The organism is Varibaculum sp. (genome assembly GCF_008661855.1).
GTDB classification, from domain to species: Bacteria; Actinomycetota; Actinomycetes; order Actinomycetales; family Actinomycetaceae; genus Varibaculum; species Varibaculum timonense_A.
In genome coordinates, this window is record NZ_RPZY01000039.1 from 1 (window position 1) to 24235 (window position 24235).

Annotated in this window: 19 protein-coding genes and 1 pseudogene; 10 read left to right on the plus strand and 10 right to left on the minus strand. The window is 48.9% G+C overall.

Annotated elements, in window-relative coordinates:
• The 4 genes and pseudogenes from QZT94_RS04860 to QZT94_RS04875 form a co-directional block, all read left to right on the plus strand.
• Window positions 1-1104: pseudogene (locus tag QZT94_RS04860) on the plus strand (hypothetical protein); the annotation flags it as partial.
• A gap of 18 nt (window positions 1105-1122) precedes the next feature.
• Entirely contained in the window at window positions 1123-1719 is a 597-nt protein-coding gene (gene recR, locus QZT94_RS04865; protein ID WP_072510163.1) for a recombination mediator RecR, read from the plus strand.
• A 155-nt stretch (window positions 1720-1874) separates the two neighbouring features.
• Complete coding sequence (locus tag QZT94_RS04870; protein WP_296762766.1) at window positions 1875-3182, plus strand: aspartate kinase; 1308 nt, start codon at window positions 1875-1877, stop codon at window positions 3180-3182.
• Window positions 3179-4228: an aspartate-semialdehyde dehydrogenase gene (locus QZT94_RS04875; RefSeq protein ID WP_296762764.1), complete on the plus strand. Its 1050-nt coding sequence runs from the start codon at window positions 3179-3181 to the stop codon at window positions 4226-4228. Before QZT94_RS04870 ends, QZT94_RS04875 begins: the two co-directional genes overlap by 4 nt.
• 178 nt (window positions 4229-4406) lie before the next feature.
• Here QZT94_RS04875 and QZT94_RS04880 read toward each other — a convergent pair whose 3' ends face one another.
• Both QZT94_RS04880 and QZT94_RS04885 read right to left on the minus strand, forming a co-directional pair.
• Complete coding sequence (locus QZT94_RS04880; RefSeq protein WP_296762762.1) at window positions 4407-5570, minus strand: hypothetical protein; 1164 nt, start codon at window positions 5568-5570, stop codon at window positions 4407-4409.
• Window positions 5571-5744: 174 nt separating this feature from the next.
• Window positions 5745-6464: a TetR/AcrR family transcriptional regulator gene (locus tag QZT94_RS04885; RefSeq protein WP_270627075.1), complete on the minus strand. Its 720-nt coding sequence runs from the start codon at window positions 6462-6464 to the stop codon at window positions 5745-5747.
• Between the two features lie 251 nt (window positions 6465-6715).
• Here QZT94_RS04885 and QZT94_RS04890 point away from each other — a divergent pair, with 251 nt between their 5' ends.
• From QZT94_RS04890 to efeB, 4 genes are all read left to right on the plus strand, one after another.
• Window positions 6716-7975: an MFS transporter gene (locus QZT94_RS04890; protein ID WP_296762759.1), complete on the plus strand. Its 1260-nt coding sequence runs from the start codon at window positions 6716-6718 to the stop codon at window positions 7973-7975.
• A gap of 140 nt (window positions 7976-8115) precedes the next feature.
• A complete protein-coding gene (efeU, locus tag QZT94_RS04895; RefSeq protein WP_296762757.1) occupies window positions 8116-9090 on the plus strand; it encodes an iron uptake transporter permease EfeU in 975 nt (324 codons plus the stop codon).
• A 67-nt stretch (window positions 9091-9157) separates the two neighbouring features.
• Complete coding sequence (gene efeO, locus QZT94_RS04900) at window positions 9158-10396, plus strand: iron uptake system protein EfeO (protein WP_270627080.1); 1239 nt, start codon at window positions 9158-9160, stop codon at window positions 10394-10396.
• 12 nt (window positions 10397-10408) lie between these two features.
• Complete coding sequence (gene efeB, locus QZT94_RS04905; protein ID WP_296762754.1) at window positions 10409-11773, plus strand: iron uptake transporter deferrochelatase/peroxidase subunit; 1365 nt, start codon at window positions 10409-10411, stop codon at window positions 11771-11773.
• Window positions 11774-11883: 110 nt separating this feature from the next.
• On the opposite strand, the gene QZT94_RS04910 is transcribed toward efeB, so the two are convergent.
• The 8 genes from QZT94_RS04910 to QZT94_RS04945 form a co-directional block, all read right to left on the minus strand.
• Window positions 11884-12480 (minus strand): hypothetical protein, encoded by a 597-nt coding sequence (locus QZT94_RS04910; RefSeq protein WP_296762752.1) that lies wholly within the window; start codon window positions 12478-12480, stop codon window positions 11884-11886.
• A 158-nt stretch (window positions 12481-12638) separates the two neighbouring features.
• Window positions 12639-14081 (minus strand): ATP-binding protein, encoded by a 1443-nt coding sequence (locus tag QZT94_RS04915; RefSeq protein WP_296762750.1) that lies wholly within the window; start codon window positions 14079-14081, stop codon window positions 12639-12641.
• Window positions 14078-16615 carry a hypothetical protein gene (locus QZT94_RS04920; RefSeq protein WP_296773236.1) on the minus strand — a complete coding sequence of 846 codons (2538 nt, stop codon included), beginning with the start codon at window positions 16613-16615 and terminating at the stop codon, window positions 14078-14080. Before QZT94_RS04920 ends, QZT94_RS04915 begins: the two co-directional genes overlap by 4 nt.
• Before the next feature lie 158 nt (window positions 16616-16773).
• Window positions 16774-17412: a response regulator transcription factor gene (locus tag QZT94_RS04925; protein ID WP_072510154.1), complete on the minus strand. Its 639-nt coding sequence runs from the start codon at window positions 17410-17412 to the stop codon at window positions 16774-16776.
• A 209-nt stretch (window positions 17413-17621) separates the two neighbouring features.
• Window positions 17622-18602, minus strand: a complete 981-nt coding sequence (locus tag QZT94_RS04930; protein WP_079985905.1) for a TPM domain-containing protein — start codon at window positions 18600-18602, stop codon at window positions 17622-17624.
• A gap of 7 nt (window positions 18603-18609) precedes the next feature.
• Window positions 18610-19824 carry an ATP-binding protein gene (locus tag QZT94_RS04935; RefSeq protein ID WP_072510152.1) on the minus strand — a complete coding sequence of 405 codons (1215 nt, stop codon included), beginning with the start codon at window positions 19822-19824 and terminating at the stop codon, window positions 18610-18612.
• Window positions 19825-19923: 99 nt separating this feature from the next.
• The gene (locus tag QZT94_RS04940) at window positions 19924-21141 is read right to left on the minus strand and encodes an SPFH domain-containing protein (RefSeq protein WP_072510151.1); all 1218 of its coding nucleotides are present in this window, start codon (window positions 21139-21141) and stop codon (window positions 19924-19926) included.
• 84 nt (window positions 21142-21225) lie between these two features.
• Window positions 21226-21669, minus strand: coding sequence for a hypothetical protein (locus QZT94_RS04945; protein ID WP_072510150.1), 444 nt, complete (start codon window positions 21667-21669; stop codon window positions 21226-21228).
• A gap of 437 nt (window positions 21670-22106) precedes the next feature.
• Here QZT94_RS04945 and QZT94_RS04950 point away from each other — a divergent pair, with 437 nt between their 5' ends.
• Both QZT94_RS04950 and QZT94_RS04955 read left to right on the plus strand, forming a co-directional pair.
• Window positions 22107-23741, plus strand: a complete 1635-nt coding sequence (locus QZT94_RS04950) for an ATP-binding cassette domain-containing protein (protein WP_296762742.1) — start codon at window positions 22107-22109, stop codon at window positions 23739-23741.
• A gap of 42 nt (window positions 23742-23783) precedes the next feature.
• Window positions 23784-24080, plus strand: coding sequence for a type II toxin-antitoxin system RelB/DinJ family antitoxin (locus tag QZT94_RS04955; protein ID WP_296762741.1), 297 nt, complete (start codon window positions 23784-23786; stop codon window positions 24078-24080).
• Window positions 24081-24235 lie beyond the last annotated feature (155 nt).

The following is a 24235-nucleotide window of genomic DNA, read 5'->3' on the forward strand; positions in this document are numbered from 1 at the left end:
GATTTGGCTGGCGGGCAAGTTGATGAGATTAAAAATGCTGAGGTAGCTGCTTCCCCGACTAATAGCGGGGAAACGCCAGAGTTATCTGCACCTCGTCCTCCGCTTAAAAAGGCAGAAGAAAAATCTTTATCCGATGGCGGATATCAAAACTCAGGGGATACCTCCGCTACTTTGACGCCAATAAAATCGCCGGTATCAAAGAGGGCAGCGGTAGCTAAGGGGGAACAGTATTGGCAGGTGCTACAGGCTTGGGAACAAATAAGCTCGCACCTGCGGCAGCTAAATCCCAGGCTATGGTCCACATCTAATCGGCATTTGCAGATTGGTGGTGCCGAAAATAACCAGCTCACTCTGCTAGGTGACAGTCAAGAAGTGGTTACCTATCTGCAAGGTCAGCTTGAACCTCTGCAAGAATGCCTAGGTAAAACGCTGTCTGGAGACTGGAGCATCAAGTTAGTACCAGGTAGTGACGATAGTTATGCTCCCGATTTAAGCGAGCTATTGTCCCAGGTAAAACTGGGGGCGTCCCCCGAGGTAAAACCAGAACCCGCAGGAGAAGCTCCCGATATTCCGCAAGCTCCACCGGAAGAAGAAAGCTACCCGCCCGAGCCAGAAGATATGGCTGAAAGTGCGTCCTCACCATGGATAATAGCAGAGGCTACCCCCTCAGCCCCGGCGGCTCCCTCAGAGCCTTCAGAGTCCTCAGCGCCGGAGACAGAGGTAACGACCGGCGAACTAGCTGCTCCGCGCCCGCTTCCGCCAGCAGAAATGGCAGCTCCGCGCCCGCAGACCTCTGAACACTCGCCTTCGGACAGGCAGAGCCCGTTAAAAGAGGCATCTCAACAACTCTCCCCGAAGATACCGCAAGCTCCTCGCCCTATAGAAAATATAGATAACTACCCAACTAGTGCGCCCAGAGCAGTAGAAACTACGTCCGCCAACGGTAAACCACAGTTGCCAGACGAGCCTGATCTGCAAGATTTATCTGACCCGGATGTCTCGGTAGACGAAAGTGGGGGGCGCTGGGGTGTCGAGGTCGCAAAATCCTTGCTGGGGGGCAAGATAGTTGAGGTTGTAAAAGAAGATTCGGACACTACCCGCTAAGAAAGTAACTAGAACTGTATGTATGACGGTGCTTTACAAGACCTAATCGATGCCCTATCTCGGCTGCCGGGAATCGGTCCAAAATCGGCGCAAAGGATTGCGTTCTATGTGCTTTCTCGCCCTAAAGCGGAAGCAAAACTGCTGGCGCAAGCGCTAGTTGATGCGAAAGAAAAAATCCGGTTTTGCAGCTGTTGTGGCAATCTTTCTCAAGAGGAACTGTGCCAGATTTGCCGAAATCCCAAGCGTGACCAGTCGGTGATTTGTGTTGTGGAAGAAGCCAAAGATGTGGGGGCGATTGAGCGAACCCGCAGCTACCGCGGACTTTATCATGTATTAGGCGGGGCTATCGACCCGATAAACGGGATTGGGCCTGAACAGTTACGGCTGCGCGAACTGCTGAAACGCCTCGGCGGCTCTGGCGTGCAAGAAATTATTATTGCCACCAATCCCAATATCGAGGGCGAAGCGACAGCTACCTACCTAAGTCGCACAATCTCCCCCTTGGGGCTCAAAGTGACTCGTCTAGCCTCCGGACTGCCGGTAGGCGGCGACCTGGAATACGCTGATGAGGTGACATTAGGGCGTGCTTTAGAAGGCAGACGCAGCGCCGAATAGGACGAAAGTAGCTGGCTGCGTGAGTACCGTTCAGATTAAAGATGTGGTATTGCTTACCGACCAGCGAATTTGAGACACCCTAACCTAAAACAAACAATGTTCCTACAATTGTGAACGTATTGGCAGATAAATAGGTAGGCATACAAGGGGAACAAATGGCGCTGATTGTGCAAAAGTATGGCGGATCCTCGGTTGCCGACACCCAGTCGCTGCAACGGGTTGCGCGCCGGATAGTGCAAACTCGCCGGGCGGGACACCAGGTGGTGGTAGTGGTATCCGCAATGGGGGACACCACCGATGATTTAATTGATATGGCTGCGCAGCTTAACCCAAAGGCTCCTGCCCGGGAAATGGATATTCTGCTTTCGGCTGGTGAACGCATCTCTATGTCTCTACTTTCTATGGCGATTTCTGCCCAAGGTGTGCCAGCTATGGCTTTCACGGGTGCTCAAGCGGGAATTCGTACCGACGCTAAATATGGTAAAGCCCAGATTGTGGGGATGGTTCCCGAGAGGATTGCTCGGGTTGTTCGTGACAATAACGTGGCGATTGTAGCCGGATTCCAGGGGGTTAATGAGGCTGATGACGTTACTACCTTGGGGCGGGGAGGTTCCGACACTACCGCAGTAGCATTAGCGGCCGCATTACACGCTGACGTTTGCGAAATCTATACCGATGTGGATGGTTTATTCACCGCTGATCCGCGCCTGGTTCCCACCGCGCGCCGCTTACATTCCTTGGATTATGAAGAGACTCTAGAGCTGGCAGCTAATGGTGCCAAAATTTTGCATTTGCGGGCGGTAGAGTTTGCTCGCCGCTACCGAGTACCCCTGCACGTGCGTTCAAGTTTTTCCGATAAGGACGGCACCTGGATTGCACATGGCCCGGCCCCGAAATCTTTGCAGGGTATTGTCCCTGCTCAAGCCCTCAAGGAGGAAAATATGGAAGCCCCGATTATCTCCGGTATCGCCCATGATCGTTCCCAGGAAAAGCTGACTGTGGTCGGTTTACCTAACCGTCCCGGGGTAGCTGCCGATTTGTTTTCGGCGGTCGCCAAGGCGGGAGCCAATATAGATATGATTGTGCAAAATATATCGGAGGCGCGACCGGGGCGGGCAAATATCTCGATTACGATGCCGGCTGATGATATTCCCTCGGTAATAGCCGAGCTAGAGAGCGAAAAGAACGTCCTAGATTTTATTCGCATTGACCACGATGCCAATGTAGGAAAGGTGTCCCTGGTGGGGGCAGGTATGCGGAATAATCCCGGAATTTCTGCGCGCTTCTTCCAGGCGCTTTCGGATGCTGGTATTAACGTAGATATTATTTCTACTTCCGAGGTGCGTATCTCGGTGTTGATTCATTTGGATCGGCTTGATGATGCGGTGCGTGCGATTCACAAAGCTTTTGATTTAGATGCGGAAGAAACTGAAGCCGTGGTTTATGGAGGTACCGGGCGATGAGTAAAGAATTAACGGTTGCGCTAGTAGGGGCGACTGGTCAGGTCGGACGGGTAATGCGGACTCTGCTAGAGGAAAGAGCTTTCCCGGCAGCTAACATTCGCCTGTTTGCTACCTCTCGCAGCGCGGGTACACAGCTTGCTTTTCGCGGTCAGCAGGTAACGGTAGAGGACGTAGAGGGCGCTAATCTTGCCGGTATCGATATTGCGGTGTTCTCTGCTGGGGGAGCGGCTTCGCGTAAATATGCTCCCCGTTTTGCTGAGGCGGGTGCGGTAGTGGTCGATAATTCTTCGGCTTGGCGTCGCGACGAGCAGGTTCCTCTGGTGGTATCGGAAGTTAATCCGGAGGATATTCAAAACCGTCCTAAAGGGATTATTGCTAACCCGAATTGCACTACTATGGCAGCCATGCCCACGGTGAAAGTACTGCATGATTTATTTGGGCTGGAAACCTTGGTGGCTTCCTCTTATCAGGCAGTCTCCGGATCTGGTCGCGCCGGAGTGACAGAGCTTTCTTCCCAGTTGCGTGCCAGTATTGACGAGTGTGAGGCACTGGCTTTAGACGGGGCGGCTATAGAGTTTCCGGAACCTAAAACCTATGTGCGTCCGATTGCTTTCAATGCGGTTCCAGTTGCTGGCAGCTTCGTTGATGACGGTTCTGGCGAAACCGACGAGGAGCAAAAGCTGCGTAATGAGTCGCGTAGAATTTTGCATTTACCCTCTTTAGCTGCTTCTTGTACTTGCGTACGGATTCCCGTGATGAGTGCACATCTACTTTCTTTGAATGCTCGTTTTGCCCGTCCTGTAGATTTGGCGCAGGCTGAATCAGCATTAAAACAGGCTAGCGGGGTGCACTTGGTAGACGTTCCTAATCCTTTGGAGGCAGCTGGGCGTGATGGTACTTTCACCGGTCGTCTGCGCATAGACCAATCAGTTCCCGATGGTAAAGGCTTGGCGTTTATTTGCTGTTCGGATAACCTGCGTAAAGGGGCAGCTCTCAATGCGATTCAAATCGCAGAGATCGTTGCCAATGAACTGCTAGCAGCCTAGGTGCGTTACGCTACTATACAAGTCTGAGCAGGTTTTATAGTAGCGTAACTAGACAACGGCGCTCGATTAGCTAGGTAGCGCCAGAGCTAACTGCATTAGAAAATGCAAATTGCCTGAACGGATTAATATGCCGGGGTTTTTACGCGAAAGGAAAACGGAAACTGCGTCCTCGTAAAGCCTATTTAGCGGCAGCTTTAGCTTTAGGCTGATAGGCTTCTGCGCTGTTGATAGTTAGTTTCAGCCCAAAACCGGTTTGCAGGTTCCAACAATCAACCCCGAAGCCGGAGGACTGACAGGCATACGATCCGGACGTAGCTGCAGCCCCCTTAGCCAACAAGGTTTGGGAGGTTTTCGCATCTTGGACCCCTAAATCTTCTGGGGTGCGCGCACCCTCAGCCCCTAGGGTGAATTTGACGGTAGCTCCGGCTGCCTGACCGATATTGCCGGTAAAACTAAAAGCGGTACATACTACTTCGTTACCAATCGTGCATTTGATAGGGGCATCTGGTAGCGAAAACTCGCTCACCTGATAAGCGCCATTGGGTAGCCCTTTCGCCTGACCGATAGCGGTAGTAGGGGCAGGGGCTACTTGACGCCCCTCGGTTTTCACATCTAGTTGCGCTCCGGCATTGTTATTGCCATTATTAGGGGATTTACCGGCGGATTTATTGTTTGTATCCTGGGTGCCGTTATTTTCTTGAACGTCAGGAATCCCATTATTGTTGTGATCTTTATTTAAATCTGAGTCCCCGAAAACCCGGGCAATCACGCCGTGCTTGCCATACCAGCCTTTAGAGCCGTCGCCACCGGTTAGTTTGTCGGCAAGATTGCCCCCGATAGACAGTGCCAACCCAATAAAAATGGCAATAACTATTACAAATATTTTTCCTTTTTTGGAAGTGGTTTTTTCTTCTCGAGGTGAAAACTCGTCTAAATCGGCTTCATCAGCTAATTTTATTTTTTCAGATTTAGTTTTTGTCCCTCCGGTTTCTGCGGTAGCAGGGCTGGCGGTCTGTTCTGCTTGGCGGCTTTCATCAGGATCCTTAGCGGGTTCTTCAGTTGAGTTTTGAGGTTGGAGCACATCGGAATCTGCCTGCGGTAGCGCCTGGGCGAGGGGCAAAGAATCGGGGAGAGTGGCGCGGTTTATCCGGTTTTGCCGACGTTGTAAAGCAGCGGCAATCTCGGGGTCAGAAAACTCGCTTAACCATTCCAAAAGAGCGGGATAGGTGGAGGGGTTTTCGGCGATTAACGGACGTAAGGAGGGGTGGTTTTGAGCCAGAAACTGTAGCTCATCCAACGGCGTTGCGGGGTCGCTTGCCCGCTCAACCGGGTCTGTGCTCATGGCTCCTCCTTTGAGTCTCTTAAGTGATTATAGATTATTGCGCGATAAAACGGTTGCAGCCGGTTTCTATATAAAGGGGTGTTCGTCTCAGTAGAGAACCGCCCAAGGTAGCTAGGTGTTTGGGATAGCTGACAGGTGCGCCCTGCTTATTCCCCCAAGTTGGGGAGCTGTCGCTTAACTGGCTCGGTGAATGGGGCAAGCGGAAACGGTAGTGCCCTCTTCGTTTCGGGAGTAAAAAGGATTTTCCTCTATATCTAGGCATCTGCCAAAGAAACGTTTGGAGCTGGGCAGGGGAGCTAGGCGGTGGTCTACTCCCAGGGAACGAAGCACATAGGCTTGTACGCAGTGGATAAAGTATTCACGACGCATTGAATCTTTAGGGAGCATCCTCCCCGCTAAAGACGTGTTTACCATCGAAACTGCAATCGGGAGATTTTGGGGAGGAATTGTGCCTTCGTGGATTGCTTTGCGCAGAATTTGTCGCAAAATGTTTTCTACTATGCGGGCGTGAGTGCGAAGTTCCGAATTGGTTTCAGTTGATACTTGTCTCCGTAAATCTAATCCGGGTGCTAGATGGTAGGAGGCTCCGAGGCTGAGCTGTTCGCGAATATAGATTCTTAGCATTTTGATAGGGGAGGTCACCCCCTCTAAAACGTGGTTGAGATGCAGAGAGTATTGCCCAGTTTCATAGGTAATAAATGCGAGCAGTAGTGCCTCTTTGTCTTGGAAATGGTTATAGACAGCAGTGCGTCCTACCCCGGCTTCTTCGGCGATTTTTGCCATGGTGAGTGATTCAAAGGTACTGGTTTGGAGGAGGTGGGAAAGCGCGTCAAAAAGTTGCTGTCGGGTTTTCTTCCGATGATCTTCTAATGTTTCCCCAATGATTCTAGGCATGGAGACAGTCTTTCATTTAGTGACGCTTTTAGTCTAATTGTCTTGAAAATCTAGGGGAGTATGGGGGTTGTGAGGGGATTTGCGGATTTAAGAAAAAGCGCGGAGAGGACGTGGGCAGGAAGCTAGGAGAAGTCTGGGTAGAGGCAGATTAGGCGAGGTAGTGAGGGGTCGTATTTGGGGGGGCTTTAGGTACGGAAAAGGACGCAGCAGTAAAGATAATAAACCCTGGTAGCTTTAAAGGGGAGGAGAACTTGATTAACTTACTATTGCCGCTGATTTACCTAGCATTCATCAGTTTGGGACTGCCAGATGCCCTGCTGGGCTCTGCCTGGCCGGCCATCTATTCTGACCTGTCGGTGTCAGTTTCCTATGCCGGGATTATTTCCATAATCATTTCGGTGGGAACTATCGTTTCCTCTTTGCTCTCTGACCAAATTATTGCCCGGCTCGGAACTGGGAAAGTCTCGGTGGTCTCGGTGGCGCTTACGGCTGGGGCTATCCTTGGGTTCTCTTATTCCCCTAATTTTTGGGTGCTTTGCATTTGTGCGGTTCCCTACGGGCTGGGAGCAGGCAGTATAGATGTGGCGCTTAACAACTATGTGGCTTTACATTTCAAGAGCGCTCATATGAACTGGTTGCATTGCTGCTGGGGAATCGGAGCTACCCTTGGACCGTACATTATGGGAATCTCGCTGGCTGCGGGCGGCAGTTGGAAAACTGGGTATTGGTATATTGCCTGGTTGCAGCTAGTAATCACCGCTGTTTTATTCCTAAGTTTGCCATTGTGGAAGCGATATGAATCCCTGGCAGAGGCGGTTTCACCCAACAAAAGGGGCGAGAATAGCAGTCATGTAGATAGATTCGCTAACCCATCTGCCGCTAACTTAGGGGAAACTTCAGGAGGTTCTAATCCTCAAGCGCGTCCTCGTCCGCTAAAACTATCGCAGGTAATCAAGATTAGGGGAGTAAAAGAAATGATGACCTGCTTCTTTTGCTACTCGATACTCGAACAAACCACTGGGCTGTGGGCAGCAACCTACTTGAAACTGTTTAAGGGGATGGACGCTGCTTCGGCCGCCGCATTCGCCGGAATGCTATTCCTGGGGGTAACCCTGGGGCGGGCAGTCAGCGGATTTTTGGCGATTCGCTTTAATGACCAGCAAATGATTCGCTTAGGGATAGTCTTGGCAGCTGTGGGGTTGGTAATTTTACTGATTCCTGGTTCCGCGGGGCTGGCAGTATGGGCAATGATACTTATCGGGCTGGGGTGCTCTCCGATTTACCCGGCAATGATTCACGTAACCCCGCTGATTTTCGGTAAAGAACACTCGCGGGCAGTTATCGGGGTGCAAATGGCAAGCTCCTATGTGGCGGTACTTGCTATGCCGCCGCTATTTGGGCTGATAGCATCTAATTTGTCAGTCGGTTTACTGCCGCTGTATCTGGCGGGCGCTTTGGTGGTTTTTCTCTTGATGCAGCGCCGTCTATCGCGATTACAGTTAGAACCCTGAAGCTGATTTTAGTTGCAGTTTTTGAGCTTCCGATATTTCTCTTTGCCAAGCTACTTGACACAAAATAATACCTAGAATATATTTAGGTGTGCCTTACCTAAAAGGCGAGCTCTTTTGGTGAATTTTCTGACGGGAGAAAAATGCTCGGCGCTTTGCTGATTGCGTTACGTGAAGGTCTGGAGGCGGTTTTAATCGTCTCCATTCTTTATGCCTACGTAAAGAAAGTTAGACGTGAAGATGTTCTCCCCAAACTGTGGCTGGGGATATTGGTAGGAGCAACCGTGCCAATGAGCGTGGGTGCTTACCTGGTGTGGGGAACTTACACCCTGACCACACAGGCGCAAGAAGCACTCGGAGGATTCCTATCCCTATTCGCAGTTGCCCTAATCACCTGGATGGTTTTCTGGATGGCAGAACATTCAGTTGCCCTCAGCGCCCAAATCAATGCCCAAGCGGAACACGCCCTCTCAAAAGGGGAAAAAGCAGGATGGTCCATGTTTGTGATTGCTTTGATTACCGTGGGGCGCGAAGGTCTAGAAACTGCCATCTTCATCTGGCCAATGCTTAAAAATGCCAGTGACAACGAGAACGCCACTGGACTGGTAATCGGGGTAGTAATAGGTCTAATAATCTCGGTAATCCTGGGCTACCTAATCTATAAAGGAATCGCAAAAGTAAACCTCCGGATGTTTTTCCAAGTTACCGGTTATCTGCTGATTGTGGTGGCTGCTGGGGTGTGCTCCTACGGATTCCACGACTTACAAGAATCTGGACTGATTCCTATGACCGCGCCCCTGTTCGACATCACCGGATATATACCCTCGCTGGTTTATAACGGCGGACTATATGACCTGTTAGTAGCCATCTTCCAATTCTCGCCCAGCCCCACCGCCCTACAGTTCTTCAGTTGGCTGATTTACCTGCTGGTCGTATGCGCCCTGTTCTATGTGTACAACCAGAAAAAGCGGGGTCTACAAGCAGCTACCCCTAACGGCTCTAATAACGCGGCAGATAATCCAGGAGAGCCTGGGAAACAACCCGAGACCGGGGAAAGTGCGGTTACAGAAACAGCAGAATGTGAAGAACAAATAAAGACCAAAGCGTTAGCCGGATAGGCTGACCTTTTTCCGAGGACGTTAGCTCGTCCTCAACCCTAAAAATGCAAATAAGGAGACAAAATAAATGGGTATTCGCAAGATGGGCGTTGCTATGCTTGGCGTGGCACTCGCTGTTACAGTAACAGGCTGCGTAAAAAATAACGACAGTGCCGCCGGTGAGGGCGCTGCCGGAAGTGGCAAACCTATCGAAGTAAAAATTGCTGATGACAAATGCGAGGTAGCGGTAAATACTGCCCCTTCCGGAACTATCAAATTTACGCTGAACAATGAAGGGCCAGCCCGAAACGAATTTGAAATTCTGGCTAAAGACAAACTCCAGATCATGGGGGAAATAGAAAACCTAGCTGCCGGTGATAAAAGGGACTTTACCTTACAACTAGAAGAAGGAACCTACTATACCGCCTGTAAGAAAAACATGGTGGGCGCGCTAGTGGGACTCAAAGAGTTCAAAGTAACTAAAGGTGAAGCCGTAAAGGTAAACGCAGATGAACAAAAACTGCGCGATGAGGCAGTAACTAAATACACTGCTTATGTTAAAGACCAGGCAGGACAGCTCGTAGATGCCACCGAAGAATTCGTTACTGCCTATAAAGGCGGAGATTTAGAAAAAGCGAAGAAGCTGTACCCGCTAGCGCGGATGCACTATGAACGCATTGAACCTACCGCAGAATCATTCGGCGATTTGGATCCGAAACTAGACGAACGTGAAGCCGATTATCAAGAAGCTGATGATGCTAAAGGACGGGAATGGACTGGTTGGCATCGAATCGAAAAAGACCTGTGGGCTGATGGGAAACTCTCCTCAGAGCAGCGGACGAAATATGCAGATTTGTTAGTCGCCGACACTAAAGCACTACATAAAGCGGTTTATGCTGACGATTTCAAACTAAAACTGGACGATATTTCTAATGGTGCTATCGGTCTGCTCGAAGAAGTTGCTACCAGCAAGATTACCGGGGAAGAAGAAATCTTCTCCCACACCGACCTCTATGACTTCCAGGCTAACCTAGAGGGCGCGCGGGTCGCTTACGGCAATGTGCAAGCGCTGGCGGTAAAGAAAGACCCAGAGCTGGCAAAGAAGATTGATGCCAAAATGAAAGACCTAGAAGCTACTATCGCCAGCTACAATAAAGCCAAAGGCGATGGACAGTGGGAGTTCCCGGCCTACACCGAGATTGCAACTGCCGCTATCGGTTTAGATAAAACCCCAGAAAAATACACTAAAGCGCAAAAAGAACTGTCAGATAAGGTTAATGCGCTACGTGCTCCCTTAGCTAAACTAACCGAATCAATCCTGAAATAGGGTGAGAACTCAGTGAATAAACACTCTGATAATGAGCGTTCCGAGGGGGCAGCACCTGGTGCTGCCCCCTCGGGGGACAATCCAGCAGTCGATGATAAAGGCGTGAAGATTTCGCGCCGACACGCCCTCCTAGGAGGAGGTATCGCTACCTTGGCCGGGTTAGGGCTGGGGACAGGTGCAGGATATGCTTTCGGAAAATCAGCAGGTAAAACTGCCGGTCAAGAAGCTTCAGATGTTATGAAGATTTCTTACCCATTTAGGGGAAAGCATCAATCAGGGATTACTACGCCGCAACAGCAGCAGATGATGATGGCCGCTTACGATTTGATTACTGATAATCGCGAATTGGTTATTCAACTGCTGAAAGACTGGTCGCTGGCAAGCGAAAAAATGATGAACGGTAATCCGGTTAATGATCCGAAACAGTCTAAATTGGCTCCTCCCGATGATACTGGGGAAGCCTACGATTTAGGACCGGGTGCGCTGACCATCACTATCGGTTTTGGCGAATCTTTCTTTATCAAGGACGGTAAAGATAGGTTTGGGATAGCACAGAGAATGCCAAAACCATTAAAGGGTGGGATTCCCCGGATGGCGGCAGAAAAACTCGACCCGGATCAGTGTTATGGAGATATTGTGGTGCAGGCCTGCTCCGAAGACCCCATGATTTCTATGCACGCTATCCATAACCTGAGCCGCTTGGCGTTTGGAACTGCCAGTGTTCGCTGGACGCAGCTGGGTTATGGGCGCACCTCCTCTACCTCGACGGGACAAAAAACTCCCCGTAACCTGTTTGGTTTCAAGGATGGGACCTCTAACGTTAAAGGTGAGGAAGCAGAAGCCGAGCTAAATGAGCATTTGTGGATTCAGCCGGAAGATTCCGGCGGAAAGTATTTTGCGGGGGGATCGTATCTTTGTACCCGCAAAATCAAACAGATGATGGAAGTTTGGGATGAATTAGTTTTGCAGGAGCAAGAAGACACGATTGGGCGAGACAAGTTACATGGCGCTCCGCAATCTGGAGGACATGAGTTCACCCCTCCTGACTTCAAGAAGAAAGACCAAGATGGGAAGCTAATGATTGCAGAAGATTCCCATGTGGCAGTGGTTCATCCGGACAATAATGGAGGACGGAGGATGCTGCGTCGGGGCTACAACTATATGGAGGGCACCGACAGTTTAGGTCGTCTTGAGGGCGGTTTGATGTTTATTGCCTATGTGCGCAATCCACAAACCAATTTCATTCCGATTTTGCGCAAAATGTCCGGGGATGCCATGACCGAATATTTGCAGCATATTTCCACCAGTATGTGGGTGATACCCCCAGGAATGGGCGAGAATGAAGACTATATAGGTCAAAAACTTTTTGAATCCTAAATAGTAAAAGTGTGGCTGTTTTGGGAAGTCGCTTAAGGGTGGGGTCGCTCTGAAAGACAGAGCGACCCCACCCTTAATTGTTTTCAGGAATATAGGAATTAAACCAGGAACTAGATTCTGGTTTGATTCAGAATAAAGAACCCCTCTACTGGTCGTTTTTCTAGATAAAATACCAGGTTAGATGCGTCCTTAGGGAGAGTGTACTCCCACTCGCCCTTTGCGGGTTTATCAACTCCGCAACCAAATTTGGTTAGCTGCCCTTTACGGTCTACCCCTTGAGGGAAAATCAAAATCTGGGTAGTTGTAGGTTCCTTTGTTTGGCAATAGAACGTTACTTTTACTTTGTCGCCAGTCTTCCACTTATCGTTGTAATTAACAGAATGCCAGTAGGATTCCATTTTTTCTTTTTTAAAACTAGCAAACGAGGGTAAATAGAAAGTCTTTTTGGAGGGAACATCCTCGGTTTTTGCAAACTCTTTGGCGGTCTTTCTCCACTTTTCCTCAAGTGCTTTTGAATCTTCGACTGCTTTTTCTTCATTCTTTAGCTCTGGTTTCTCGGTGTCCTCACTCGTCGAGATAATTCCAGTTTGGATAGCCGGTTTTTTACTAGGGGCTTGGGACTTATCACTGCCAGCATTACTGGCTCCGCAAGCTGCCAGGCTCAAAGCAAGTAGGCAGCTACCGGTCAAGGTTAGTATTTTCCTCATTTTGGCGACTCCTTTTATCTTGAGGTCAAATAGATTGCCACAGCTACCATGAAACAGCTTTCTGAGCTTGATTGGTACGCCCAAAAGGGTGAAAATACCTCTCGAATAACACAGCTCAGAGCAAACGCGCTATTGAAAAAAGTAATGGAGGAAACTGCCTACCTGGGTTTAGGGAGATAAGCCTTTAAGGTGAAAATGGGAATGGTTAGAACCTGCAAAGAGCCACCGGCTGCTTCCAGACGAGCTTCCAAACCACTCAAACCAGTTCCGTAACTAACCGGGGAAGAAACTGTTCCGGGATTAGAAATCTCCAGATAAAACTTTTGCCCATCTTGACCTAGATTTACCTGCATTTCGGTTGCGGTCGTATGAATAAGGACATTCGTAATAGCTTCTCGTAAAACCCGTAAAAACAAATGAGCTTTATGCTCGTCAGTTGGGAGCTGCCCCCCAATCTGTAAATCTAGTTTTACGGCACTGGCCAAGGTTTGCAAGGAATTTAACCAAACCGAAGCCGGTATCTGCTGGCGATTGTGAGTCAAATCGGTAGGTAAATTTGCAAGCAGTCGTTGCAGCTGAGAGAGACGTTCACCGTCTGCAACCCCATCTTCTAAGAAACGATGAACGAAGGAGATACGCTGAGAAAGCACATCGTGAATTGAACAGCGAGTCTGTAAAACCAGATTACTGGTAAGCGCCTTCTCTAGACGAACAGTTTCCTTAGCAAGACGTTTTTGACGAGCCTGCAAATCATTAATTTCATCGGAAAGCTTCTGACTTAGAGTCATATAGTTCGTAACATCTAAAGCTATAAGTTGAGTAAAATACCGATGCTTATCACTGATTTGTGTGCGTCTAAGTATCCACGTTTTCCCTTGGGAATCATCTATGCGGAAACTGGTGTTCTCAGAAACTTCAGCTTCCGATTTAGCCGGCGTGGAATAACTATCTCCAATAACTATTTTGTCAGTTGCCAGTTGGCGCAGCTGTTTCCCTAAAGTTCCATACCGAGTTAGGGGGCTAAGGTTTAAGCTGCTTAACAGTCTTTCCATTCGCAAATTGACCAGTTTGTTATGTCCACGCGAATCAGAAAACAACACTCCATGCTCCAGCCGGTCAAGAGCTTCTTTAACACTGAACGGGCTTAAATCGTGCATCAGTAGCTGCCACTCCCGCCACACTTGGACGCACAGCCACGAGGTTGAAAAAGCTCCTGCCGTTAAAACTACCCAGACCCCGCCCAGATTTATTACTGGAGGTAATAGGAAAAGTAAAGCTATCATCAAAGGAAGTAGGGTGTAGCTGTAAGTTCGTCCTACTCCTATAGCTCCTAAACCCAGGCATACCAGCACAAACCAGCCAAAATGATGGTCGTTAAGAATAAAAATCCCCGCCTGAGAATGGATAATGGTAATAGCAAAAGCCCAGGTGTAAAAGGACAAGAGAATAGTGACGCTAACTAAAAATCCGGTGGCTATCGCGCGGCGATGGATAAACCATTGACTCATAGTTAATAGACAAGCAGCCAGAGAGCCAATAATCATCAGCGCTGTTCCGGTGGCTAACTGCCCTAAAGAAAGACTAAATAGTAGAGTGCTCACTGACGGTGACCTCCGCTTACGTCTTCTCCTGCGTCCTCAGATAGGGAATTAACAGGATTAAAGCTGCTTTGTGGGGCGCTATCTAGCGAGGGTAGCGGGTTTGAGGCAGCTTCGGCTCCGTCATTTTCCCCGGAGGAATCGGTAGCTAGAAAACTCATCTGCAGATTAACCTGACCGTCCTCAATAATGAGTTTTGATTTCGCCCCTGACCAGGAAAGCAAAGGCTGTAGAATTTGCAGTTGGGCTGTAGGAATATCAAAGATACAGTTCATATGAGCCTGATAGCCCTGGTCGCTGACTGCAAGATTAATGAATATCGCAACTTTTGAAAGGCTCAACAGGCAGCCTAATATCCGGTGTAATCCCTCTAAACAGTGCAGTGCCACTTCGGAGCGAATAGTTCCAGTGGTCGGTCCGCTCAATCCTGCGAGAGCATTCGCATACGAAAAATCGGTGCACGATTGGCTTAACAAAGTGGTTAAAACATTAACCGCTAATTCTTCGCTTTGAAATTGGGACAGGGTGAGCATTCCCGCTCGTTTAGCGTAACCGAGATCTAGTTTAATGCTCCGCAAAAGCTGTGCTAGCTCCCCCTTGTCTAAATGGCAGCTTAAGTGAGCGGTATTCTTTTGAACTCTGTCCAAAGCGCTATCCATCAGTAAGTCTAGTCGGTCATATAGTTGCGGGGCGTAAGAGGATTCCTCCATCTGTAAAAGCGCCTCGTATTCGCTGGATAGCAGTTTTGTTTGGTGAGCTTCCTGTTTGCGAATGGCAGCGAGCATTTTCTCTAACTCGTTTACCGCGGTGACATCGGTTTCCCAAATCACGTGACCGGCGTTGATAGGACGAGTTTGACAGTAGAGAGTGCGGGGAAAAGTGCCGGAAGTGTCGGTTAATAGTAAAGGTTTATTGGTAGTTTTCAAACGGTTTTTAATCGAAGTATTAAGAGACAGGGGGATAGCGGTAGAAAAACGCGGATTCCAATCACGATCAACTATTTCAATGGGAAGTTTAGCTTTATTAAAGAAGCGAGTATAGCCCCGATTTTGGGGAATCACCCCAATAAAAAATAGTATTTCCCAAGCTAATAGGAAATAGATGCAATAAATCTGTACCGTTTCGGTAGCTCTAACCAGCGGGGCACGAACGGTGTAGGCAATAGAGTAAAGCAAAATGAAAGAAAAAAGTGCCCCCAAAGCTAATAGGGGGCGTATCCGATTGCCCTTAAAACTCCATATAGTTACGTAGACTATTATCGCAAAGACCAGTAATACTGCCAGGTAGTAGAGGTAATATACCGGTCCATATTGGTAATCAACCCCGGATTCTCCTTTTCCGAAGCGTAGTAGAAGATGATGGAAATCGTTAGTGAAAACCAGCAACATCAAACCGGTTCCCATCGTTATCACCAAGGTGCGCAAGCTGCGGTAGGCGGGAGGGAGAGGTCTAGTGGAATGAGAAATCACGAAAAATAGAATCATCATAGTCCCATAGATGGGAACATAATAGTAATACCAGGCGTAACGTTCATAGACTCCCGGTAAGGAATGCTTTATTATGCGCGCTAAAATCCAAAAGCTAAGCAAGGCAGCCTGAATCAGTACTGCCCAGCGTACATAGGGGGACACGGTTGTCCAAAAGCGCCATCCCGCCCAAAAACTCAGCAAACACAGTAGGCAAATAAATGCTCCCACCTCGTAGGATTCGTTAGTGTTTTTCCATTCCCAAGAGCCTTGATAACTGTCGTTTGAAAGACTTTGATTCCAGGTGAAGCGTTCAAACTCGGCCAGGTTGCTGACTGGTCTGGCGTTAATCTGCTGTAAAAAAGAGGGAGAGAGCGAAGGATAATTAACATAACTGAATAAATCGGCAGGTGGAGGTGCTAACTGCTGGTTTTGGTTACGGTCAAAAGAATGGCGCTGCCACACCCCCTCCTGAAAAGTTACGGTGGGAAAACTGCCATAGTATAGCCCCGATGAATCAGCAGCTGCCTGAATGCTGCGAGCATCAGTGGTTAAGCAAAAATATCCGTTATCTATCGCCTTTTTCAGCTCCGGCAGCGACGATCCGGTAAGAAGTCGTCCTTGTTGGCGAATTTCCTGCAAGAGCTGCTTGGCTTGGGGAGCAGAAAAAGTTTGGGAACCGGGAATCTGGGGATTAAAAGAAAGGGCTAGGGCGCTCATAATGTCTAGCCGTCCCACTGATTGATCCAAATAGATTTTATCCGGATTACGGGTAAGGTCATGCAGATTTTGTATGGCACTAACTTTTGCAGTTTTAGCTGTTAAAACTATCGAGTAAGGGTAGAGGGGAATAAATGAGGCATCCGGTTCTGATTTTTTGGCAGCATTAGCCATCGTCTCATTGGTAATCACATAGTTAACTCCGCTTCGTATCTGTTTCAATAGTGACCATTCACTATGAGCTTCGATGCGTAAGCCTTGACTGACAAAATAATCATTGAGGCGGGAATCAAAACCATTGGGTACGGCGATAACGTTATTTGCGTGAACAGAGGTACCGAAAGGAATCAAGAACAGCGCTAAAGCGGCTAAGGTCAAAACCAGGGAGAAAAGCAGATGGGCTAGCCAGTCTTGTTTCCAGGTTCTACCAACAGATTCTACCGCCGGAGAACTGGGGAATCTGTTGGGAGCGGAATTAGAAACGGGGGGGGGGAGTCATGGGAAAAAACTTACTGATTACAATGGGGATTAGACCGATTTTCTTGGAACGCCACATAGCCGTTGGAAACTGCCCACAAAGCCAGTCGAGCTACCGAAGTATAACCGCTTTTTGTTAATAGCTGGGAAATATACGACTTTATGGTATTTTCACTTAAAAACATTTTCTTAGCGATTTCTTTACGGGGATACCCGGCGCAAACCAAACGTAATACCTGCATTTCGCGTTCATTAAACTGGTTAGCTCCAAAACCAGGACTAGATAAAGAATCCGGGAAATGGCTCTCACCTTCAGCGCTCGCCCGTAAAAGAGAGAGCAAATCCGAGGTCGAGATATTTTTATAGGTAAAAGCATCAACTTTGGCTGCCTTAGCTTCTTTAAGGAAAGAAGCATCAGGCATGGCCGTAAATACCACCACTTTTAGGTTAGGGTGTTCTGCTTTCAGCTTTGCGGATTCCTTCAAACCGGAAGAGTTCTCGGTAACCACATCCATTAAAACCAAATCCGCAGGATGTAAACGTAAAGAGCGGTGAATATCGGCGGCATTAGTGAGTTTATCCACCACCATAAAATCTGCTTCGGAATCAATGGCTGATGCCAAAGAATCCAGCAAAATAGTTTGATCCTCAACAATAGTTATCCGCTTCACGGTATTTCCTCCAGAGCCCCTCATCAATGGAGAGAGTTACTGTTCCTATTTACGCAAAGTTTACCAAAACTAGCCCTCTAGTTTTCATAGGTCAGGAATTTCTATCGGTGCAAACAGCTCAAGTTAGATAAAAGCAAAATGCCTGGCAGTAGCTCCTCTAAATAAAACTGGCTGCGCCCTTCGTGGAAGTGAAATAGCGCAGCCAGCCTTTAGAACTTTCCTCCTCCGGAACTATAGGAAGTGCCCCCCGAACTATAAGAACCGCTAGAAGAAGAACTGTCGTCACTCTTCGGAATTGCTACCTGGGTGGTATAAGACCTGACGAATACTTCATTACTCCCGGTGATTTGATTAGAGCCAGGGACAATATAGTTGGCAGCCCCAGCCTGAAGCTGGGCGCTATGGTGTTTACGTTTAAGAGAACCCATAATCGACAATCCGCTAATGACACCAATCCCGGCCGCACCCCCGGCTCCCGCCAAAGTAGATTTTAAAGTCATCCGGTGGGGAATCGGGTGATCCTTACTGTAAGGAGTGCCAGCTTTCCACTGCTGTAAATAATCGCTGATTTCACGCAGATACACCTGAAAACCCTCGTCCCAATCATCGTCGCCAAGAGGCTTCTTAACGTGATCGTAGAGTTTATCTATCCCGTAGGGGGTAAATGCTTCCTCGCCCTTACCATGCCCCAAAAACCATAAATCCCGGGTAGTTGGGTTAATTACCATAATTACCCCATCTGCGGTTTTCTGGTTTAACCCAAGCTGATTGGCAGCGTAATAGTTGGCTCCCCACTGTTCGGGGGATGAGTGCTGGAAACTGTTTACCGTCACCACATAGGGAGCAATACCGTATTTAGTGGCGAGGGCGCGAAGCTGCTTTTCCCATTCAGGATAGTTATCTTGGCTAAAAATTTTAGCGTGATCACGAATAAAGGGGGCGGCGGAATCAACATCTTTTTGACCGCCCACATAGGGAACCTCTTGTCCGGAGGGGAACTCGGTGATGTCAGTGAAACCCTCGGCGCTAGCCGGGGTACTTGAATGCCACGTAGAGTGAGCTGCTAGCACACTGTGGGCTCCAGTAGCTTCACTGGCTAAAGCGGGTGCGCTCACGCTGAGGGTGATGGGAAAAGCTAATAAAGATGCCGCCAATAGAGTGTAAAAAACTTTTTTTATATTTTTCATCATTCGCCCCCTAATTGAGTAACCAAGGTGCTAGGAAAGGAATAAAAACCGCACCCAATGCCACGGTTAGAGCAGTTGCAATCCCTAATAGACCGCCCCAGTATTTTGCTTTAGAAACCGGGAAAGTACCCACGAATTTGCCGGTTTGTCCATTCATGGCGTAGTTGTAGTTCTGACCGGCGAAACTGACATTTAGCAGCCACAATGGTAAAAATACATATTCGAGTTCCCCGAAGCTGGGTTCGATATTTGAGCTGGTCATCTGGATGCTGTCATAACCGCTAACCGAGTTCCGAAGAACATCTTCGGCAGATTTTCGCATACGCTCCAATGCTCTCGGATTAGCTGTCTCTGCCTCAACGTCATATTTATTGGTCACGAATCCTGTCAAATAGGCGGGGGAAAATGCTACCGAAGTCGAGTAATCAAAAGGCTCTATAGCTTCTGTAAGCTCCGCCGTTACCTTACTGGTTCCAGAAACCGGGACATCCAGGTAGGCGACATTGGCATTGCGAGAAACGCTATAAACATCATGCTCGGTATAGGTGTAGTCCGAATCTGACCAGCTGCTGGTGCGTTCACATTCAAAAGTTGCCGCTCCCGCAACGGACGCATCGTAGAGCCAATAGGGGACATAAACCCCCTGAATGTCATTAACGCTAACCTGCTTGAATGCGTTAGGAATCAGCTTTAAGCCGGCAGCTTGCTGTTTAAAAGCTGCCAAAGCCTGCTCCTTGGTCATTCCAAAAGGAATCATCCTATCGGGAACCCGAGTGCGGGTAAGCTGCCCGGTAGCCACGAAGTTATTGTTACACCAGGGGCATTTGGTACTGACCATATCGGCTGGTCCAATGATTTCACCCCCACAGGAACCGCACTCGAACTGCGCCATTTTTTCCCCGGTAGCTTCATCAAGATAGGTCGGGTCAGGTTCAACCCATCCTGGTGTCTCAGGCGGTAAAGAGGAAGTGGTTTGCGGGCTGGAGGTGTCGATATTTTCTGCGCCGCCGCCCGCAGCATTAAGTTCGGTTTCGCTTTGATTATTAGTTTTTTGGGCTTGACGCGCACTTTCAAGCTCCTGATTAGCGGCGTTGATGCCGTTAAACTGGTTTACTTCCTGAACAGAAAAGGTGGCGCTGCAATAGTTGCATTTCATTCTGCCACTGGGCACATCAAAATTGATGGGAGCCCCACAAGCCGGACATTTTAATTGCACATCGCTCACGACTTATCTCCTTCCATTGTTTTAACGCCTATAAATCCTGGTTGCCAGCAGTTAAAGCTGGGTCTGGGTGCTTTTTCCAAGCCCCCAGACCCAGCTGAGTTAAGCAACCGGATTACCGCATTGAGGACAGAATTTCGGTTTCGGGTCGCCTAACCGGTTACCACAGTTAGAACAGAATCCCCCGGGAGTAGGGGCGGCTGGCTGGGGTTGACCGCAGTTAGAACAAAACTTGCCACTGTTTTTGGCTCCGCACTGGCAATCCCAAGCATTGCCAGTGTTATTTCCCCCGGTAAAACTATTAGCTGCGCTGGATTGCTGATTGAACTTTTCCTGGGAAGCCATTTGGGATTGATTAGAGGCGGAGGCGGCCTGCATAAAACCTCCGGCCGCGTTCATGCCCATGCCTACCCCCATCATTGCCATACCAGCACCGGCAGGATTAGAACCAGCATTTTGAATACCGGTACCGACCGCGCCTTGTACAAACCCTTCGCGGATAGAGGGGTCTTGCAGCATAGCGCCCTGGTTGCGCATATCAATCATCTTGCGCGACTGCTCATCGTAGGAGATAGAGGCGATACCTACGGCTTGCACCTCAATACCACGCTGGTCTGCCCATTCTTCGTCAAGAACGCTACGCATATAGCGTGATAATTCGGTCATATGAGATTGCACCTGAGAGATGCGAATCCCGTCCAAACTCATTTTATTTAGGGCTACGGAAAAAGCTTCCAGGAATTCTGCTTGATACTGTTCCTTAATATCGTCAATATGTACCCGTTCAGCATCCCGAGGGATAGCTTCCATATAAAACTTAATGGGATCAACTATCCGGATAGAATAGGTTCCATGCGCCCTTAAAAATAGTTCTGCATTATAAAAATTATCGAAATATTGAACCGCATTCGGGGTGCCAAATTTAATGCCCTTGATTTCCTGAAGGTTTACAAAAAATGCTTTTTGTTGCCCCGAGGGCGCGCCCCCGAACTTAAACCGTTCCCAGGTGTCTTTTAATGCGCCCTTAAAATCACCCGTAAATATAGAGGGCGCAGTGCTGGAACTGTAGGTGTAAGCCCCCGGTTCAGTTGAAACATCAACAATTTTGCCGGAGTCGGTAATCAGCATAGCTTGCTTGTCGTAAACCAAGATTTTAGAGCCATCAGAAATGATTGCCCCAGTGCCGGTGTTATTACCTCGTATTTGCTGCCCGCGCACAAATACGATGCCTTCGCCCATATCTTGAGCGCTAATAGCATCTAGCCATTGATCTTGTAGCGCGCCACCAATAGCCCCGGAAACTGCTTGAAATAATCCCATGGTATTTTTCCTTATCGAAATGAATAAAACTGCTATTCCATTTTCCCTGTTTTATGAGTTTAACAGGGAAAATACTCGCAAGTTTCAGGAGATAATGCTGTTTTGAATCGCGTTGCCAATCGCCATAGCGATAGAGGGTAGAAATATCACTACCAAGAAAACGATTAGCGGCATGGTCTTGGGGCGGGATTTAATCAGGGCGATTAATCCCAGAATGAATGCCACCAGGTTGAGGATAGAAGCCACCGCCAAGAACAGTATTCGTTTGGTGTCGGCAGCCTGAGCTGCGGAGAAATCGAGGTTGGAGATGGCGCTAGCTCCCATTTTAGCTGCTAGAACATAGCCCAGGATTATCAAGATAGAGGCCGCAATAGTCAATCCTAAAGCTATAAACGCCATCTTCTTCTTTACAACGACCGCCGGGGCTGGGGGTACGTAACAGTTTACGGGGGGCATATTTGCTGGGTTAGAGGCGCTAAGGTTCGCGCCAGATGCGTTCATATTCGGAGGAATTGGTTGGCCAGTCATGATAACTCCTTGGAAAATAGGTCGCTTTTTATATCTCCGGTCTAGCTACTTAAGAAAGCCCGTATTATCAAGATAGCGAGAAGCTATGAGCTTGTTTACACCCAAAAGGGTGAAAATCCGGTTTTAAGGCAGGGTGGGAGCTAAGAACGGTGAGCTGCCCCTACCGCCCATTCATAGATATTTTGAAACCGAGTAGGGAGTGCTAGAGCAGGCGGGGGCGTCCTATGGGATTCAGGTTTGGGTAAGCTACGTGGCGCCTCATGTCAATTTGAGCGCGAAGTTATAGCTAATCGGCAAGGAGTTGGGTAAAATCGAAGCAGGTAACACGCCGGTTCTTTACCCAATATTGCAGCAAGGAGCTATCTTCCGATGACTTTGTAATCTCTGCTCAGCTCAGCTGAGACGCTGCCCCTAATCGTTGCGTCCTGGAGATTATTATGTCTGTCATCAGTCTCGAAAATATTTCTTTTTCCTACTCCTCTAAACCGCTGCTCGAAAACATCAGTTTGCAGGTAGGGGAGGGGGAGCGTGCCTTTCTAATTGGTCGAAATGGTTGCGGGAAAACCACCCTACTTCGGATTGCCTCCCAGATTCTCTTGCCAGAACAAGGCAAGGTCAAAATCGAGGGAGCAAATAGTGAGTTCTTCCAGGTGCCGGCGATTGAACATTTTCGGGGCAGCGCCAGAGATTACCTGGACTGCGCGTTGCGTCCTCTGCGAAATATCGCTACCCAGTTTGAAGATGCAACGGCTGAACTTGGTAAAGGTGTGGGCAATGTCCAGGCGGAGCGCCGCTATGACCAGCTGCTTTCCTTAATGAGCGGTTTTGATATTTGGTCGCTTCAGACGCGGGTCACTGAAGTTTTAGCGAGGCTGGGATTGAGGGAGCTCACCGGGGCAGGAGGTGAGCGCAGTCTAAGCAGTATCTCCCCGGGGGAGCGGGGGCGCCTGCAACTGGCGGCGACGCTAATTATGAAGCCCCAGGTGTTGATTTTGGATGAACCCACCAATCATTTAGACGAGGATGCCATCAGTTTTCTAGTAGAAACCGTGAAGAACTGGACAGGCGCAGTTTTGATGTCGAGTCACGACCGAGCATTTATCGAGGATACTGCCACGGTTATTTACGATATGGACGCAGAAGTATGGAATGAACTCGCTAAAGCTACTGGTAGCACTCAGGTAACCGGTCTTTATCGCTGCGCCGGTACTTACTCGAAATACTTAACCGAGAAAACAAATGCTCGCCGTAAGCACCGTGACTTACATATAGCTCAGCAGGCCGAAAAACGGTTATTGAGAAAACACCGTCAGGAAGCTAGCAAGATAGCTCGCGGGGGAGTGCGCCTGGCTAGCGCTGAGGGTAAAGCCAAAAAGTTTTTTGCAGATCGCGCCGCTGCTACCGCGCAGCGGCGAATGCGAAATGACGATAAAAGAGGTGAACGCCTTAGCGGCCAGGAAGTACGCAAACCCCGTAGCTACGAGCTGACTTTCAAGTTTAAGCAACCTGCTACGTGCACCGGAGTAGCGGTAGCTGCACGTAATGCCGCAGTTGCCGGTCGCTTGGCGGCGCTCAGTTTCGATTTGTTTTATGGTGAGCATCTGCTGATTACTGGTACTAACGGTTCTGGAAAAACTACCCTTTTGACTTGGATTTATCGCGGGCAGCCACCCGAGGGCACGCAAAATAGCGGTAGTATCACCGGTGAGCGGAAGGTCGGAATGGTTCCTCAGCAGCTTCCCCAGGAGGGCGACCCCGGATTCACTAGCCCCATTTGGGAAAATGGTATTGGCGAGGTCGGCAAAGGCGTCCTCCATCCGTCCCTGTGGACTAATCCTATCCCGAAACTTTCAGCCGGAAACCAGCGGCGAGCCCAGATTGCGTTAGCGCTGGCTGCCTCGCCCTCTTTGCTAATAATTGATGAGCCCACCAACTACCTGGATTTGCAGGCGATGCAAGCATTGGAAGAAGCCATGAAGGCGTGGACAGGAACTCTAGTTGTAGCCAGCCATGACCGGTGGCTAATCAACCATTGGCAAGGTAGAAAGGGAAAACTCTTGAATAGGCACTAACAATTATTTTAATATGTATGTGCAAACGTCAAGGAGGGGTTGATGGGAGCTAGTACTTTAACTGTCAGAATCGATAGTGGGTTAAAAGAAGAAACAGCGAAAGTGGTGGAGAACTACGGTCTTGATTTGTCGTCGGTCGTCCGCGCATTTTTCACTGAAATAGTGAACACTGAGTCCATTCCGCTATCTTTCGATTATCGGCGACCGAATGCGGAAAGTTTGGAAGCTATTCGTGAAACCGAACAGATGATTTCGCGGGGTGACGGACGAAGCTATGCAACTGGCCGGGATGTTATCGAAGCAGCGTGCAATGTGAAACATAAGCGGTCTGGCGAATAGAGTGGGGGAAACAGTTATGCGGTGGTACGAGAATCCCGATTTGTACTGGGTTATTGGTTGCTGCTTAGCGGGTTGTAGTGGAGTTTTCGCGATACTACTGTTCTGCGGAGCGGTTAGCATTATTGCTGGTGTTGCTAATGTTTTTTCTAGCTTAG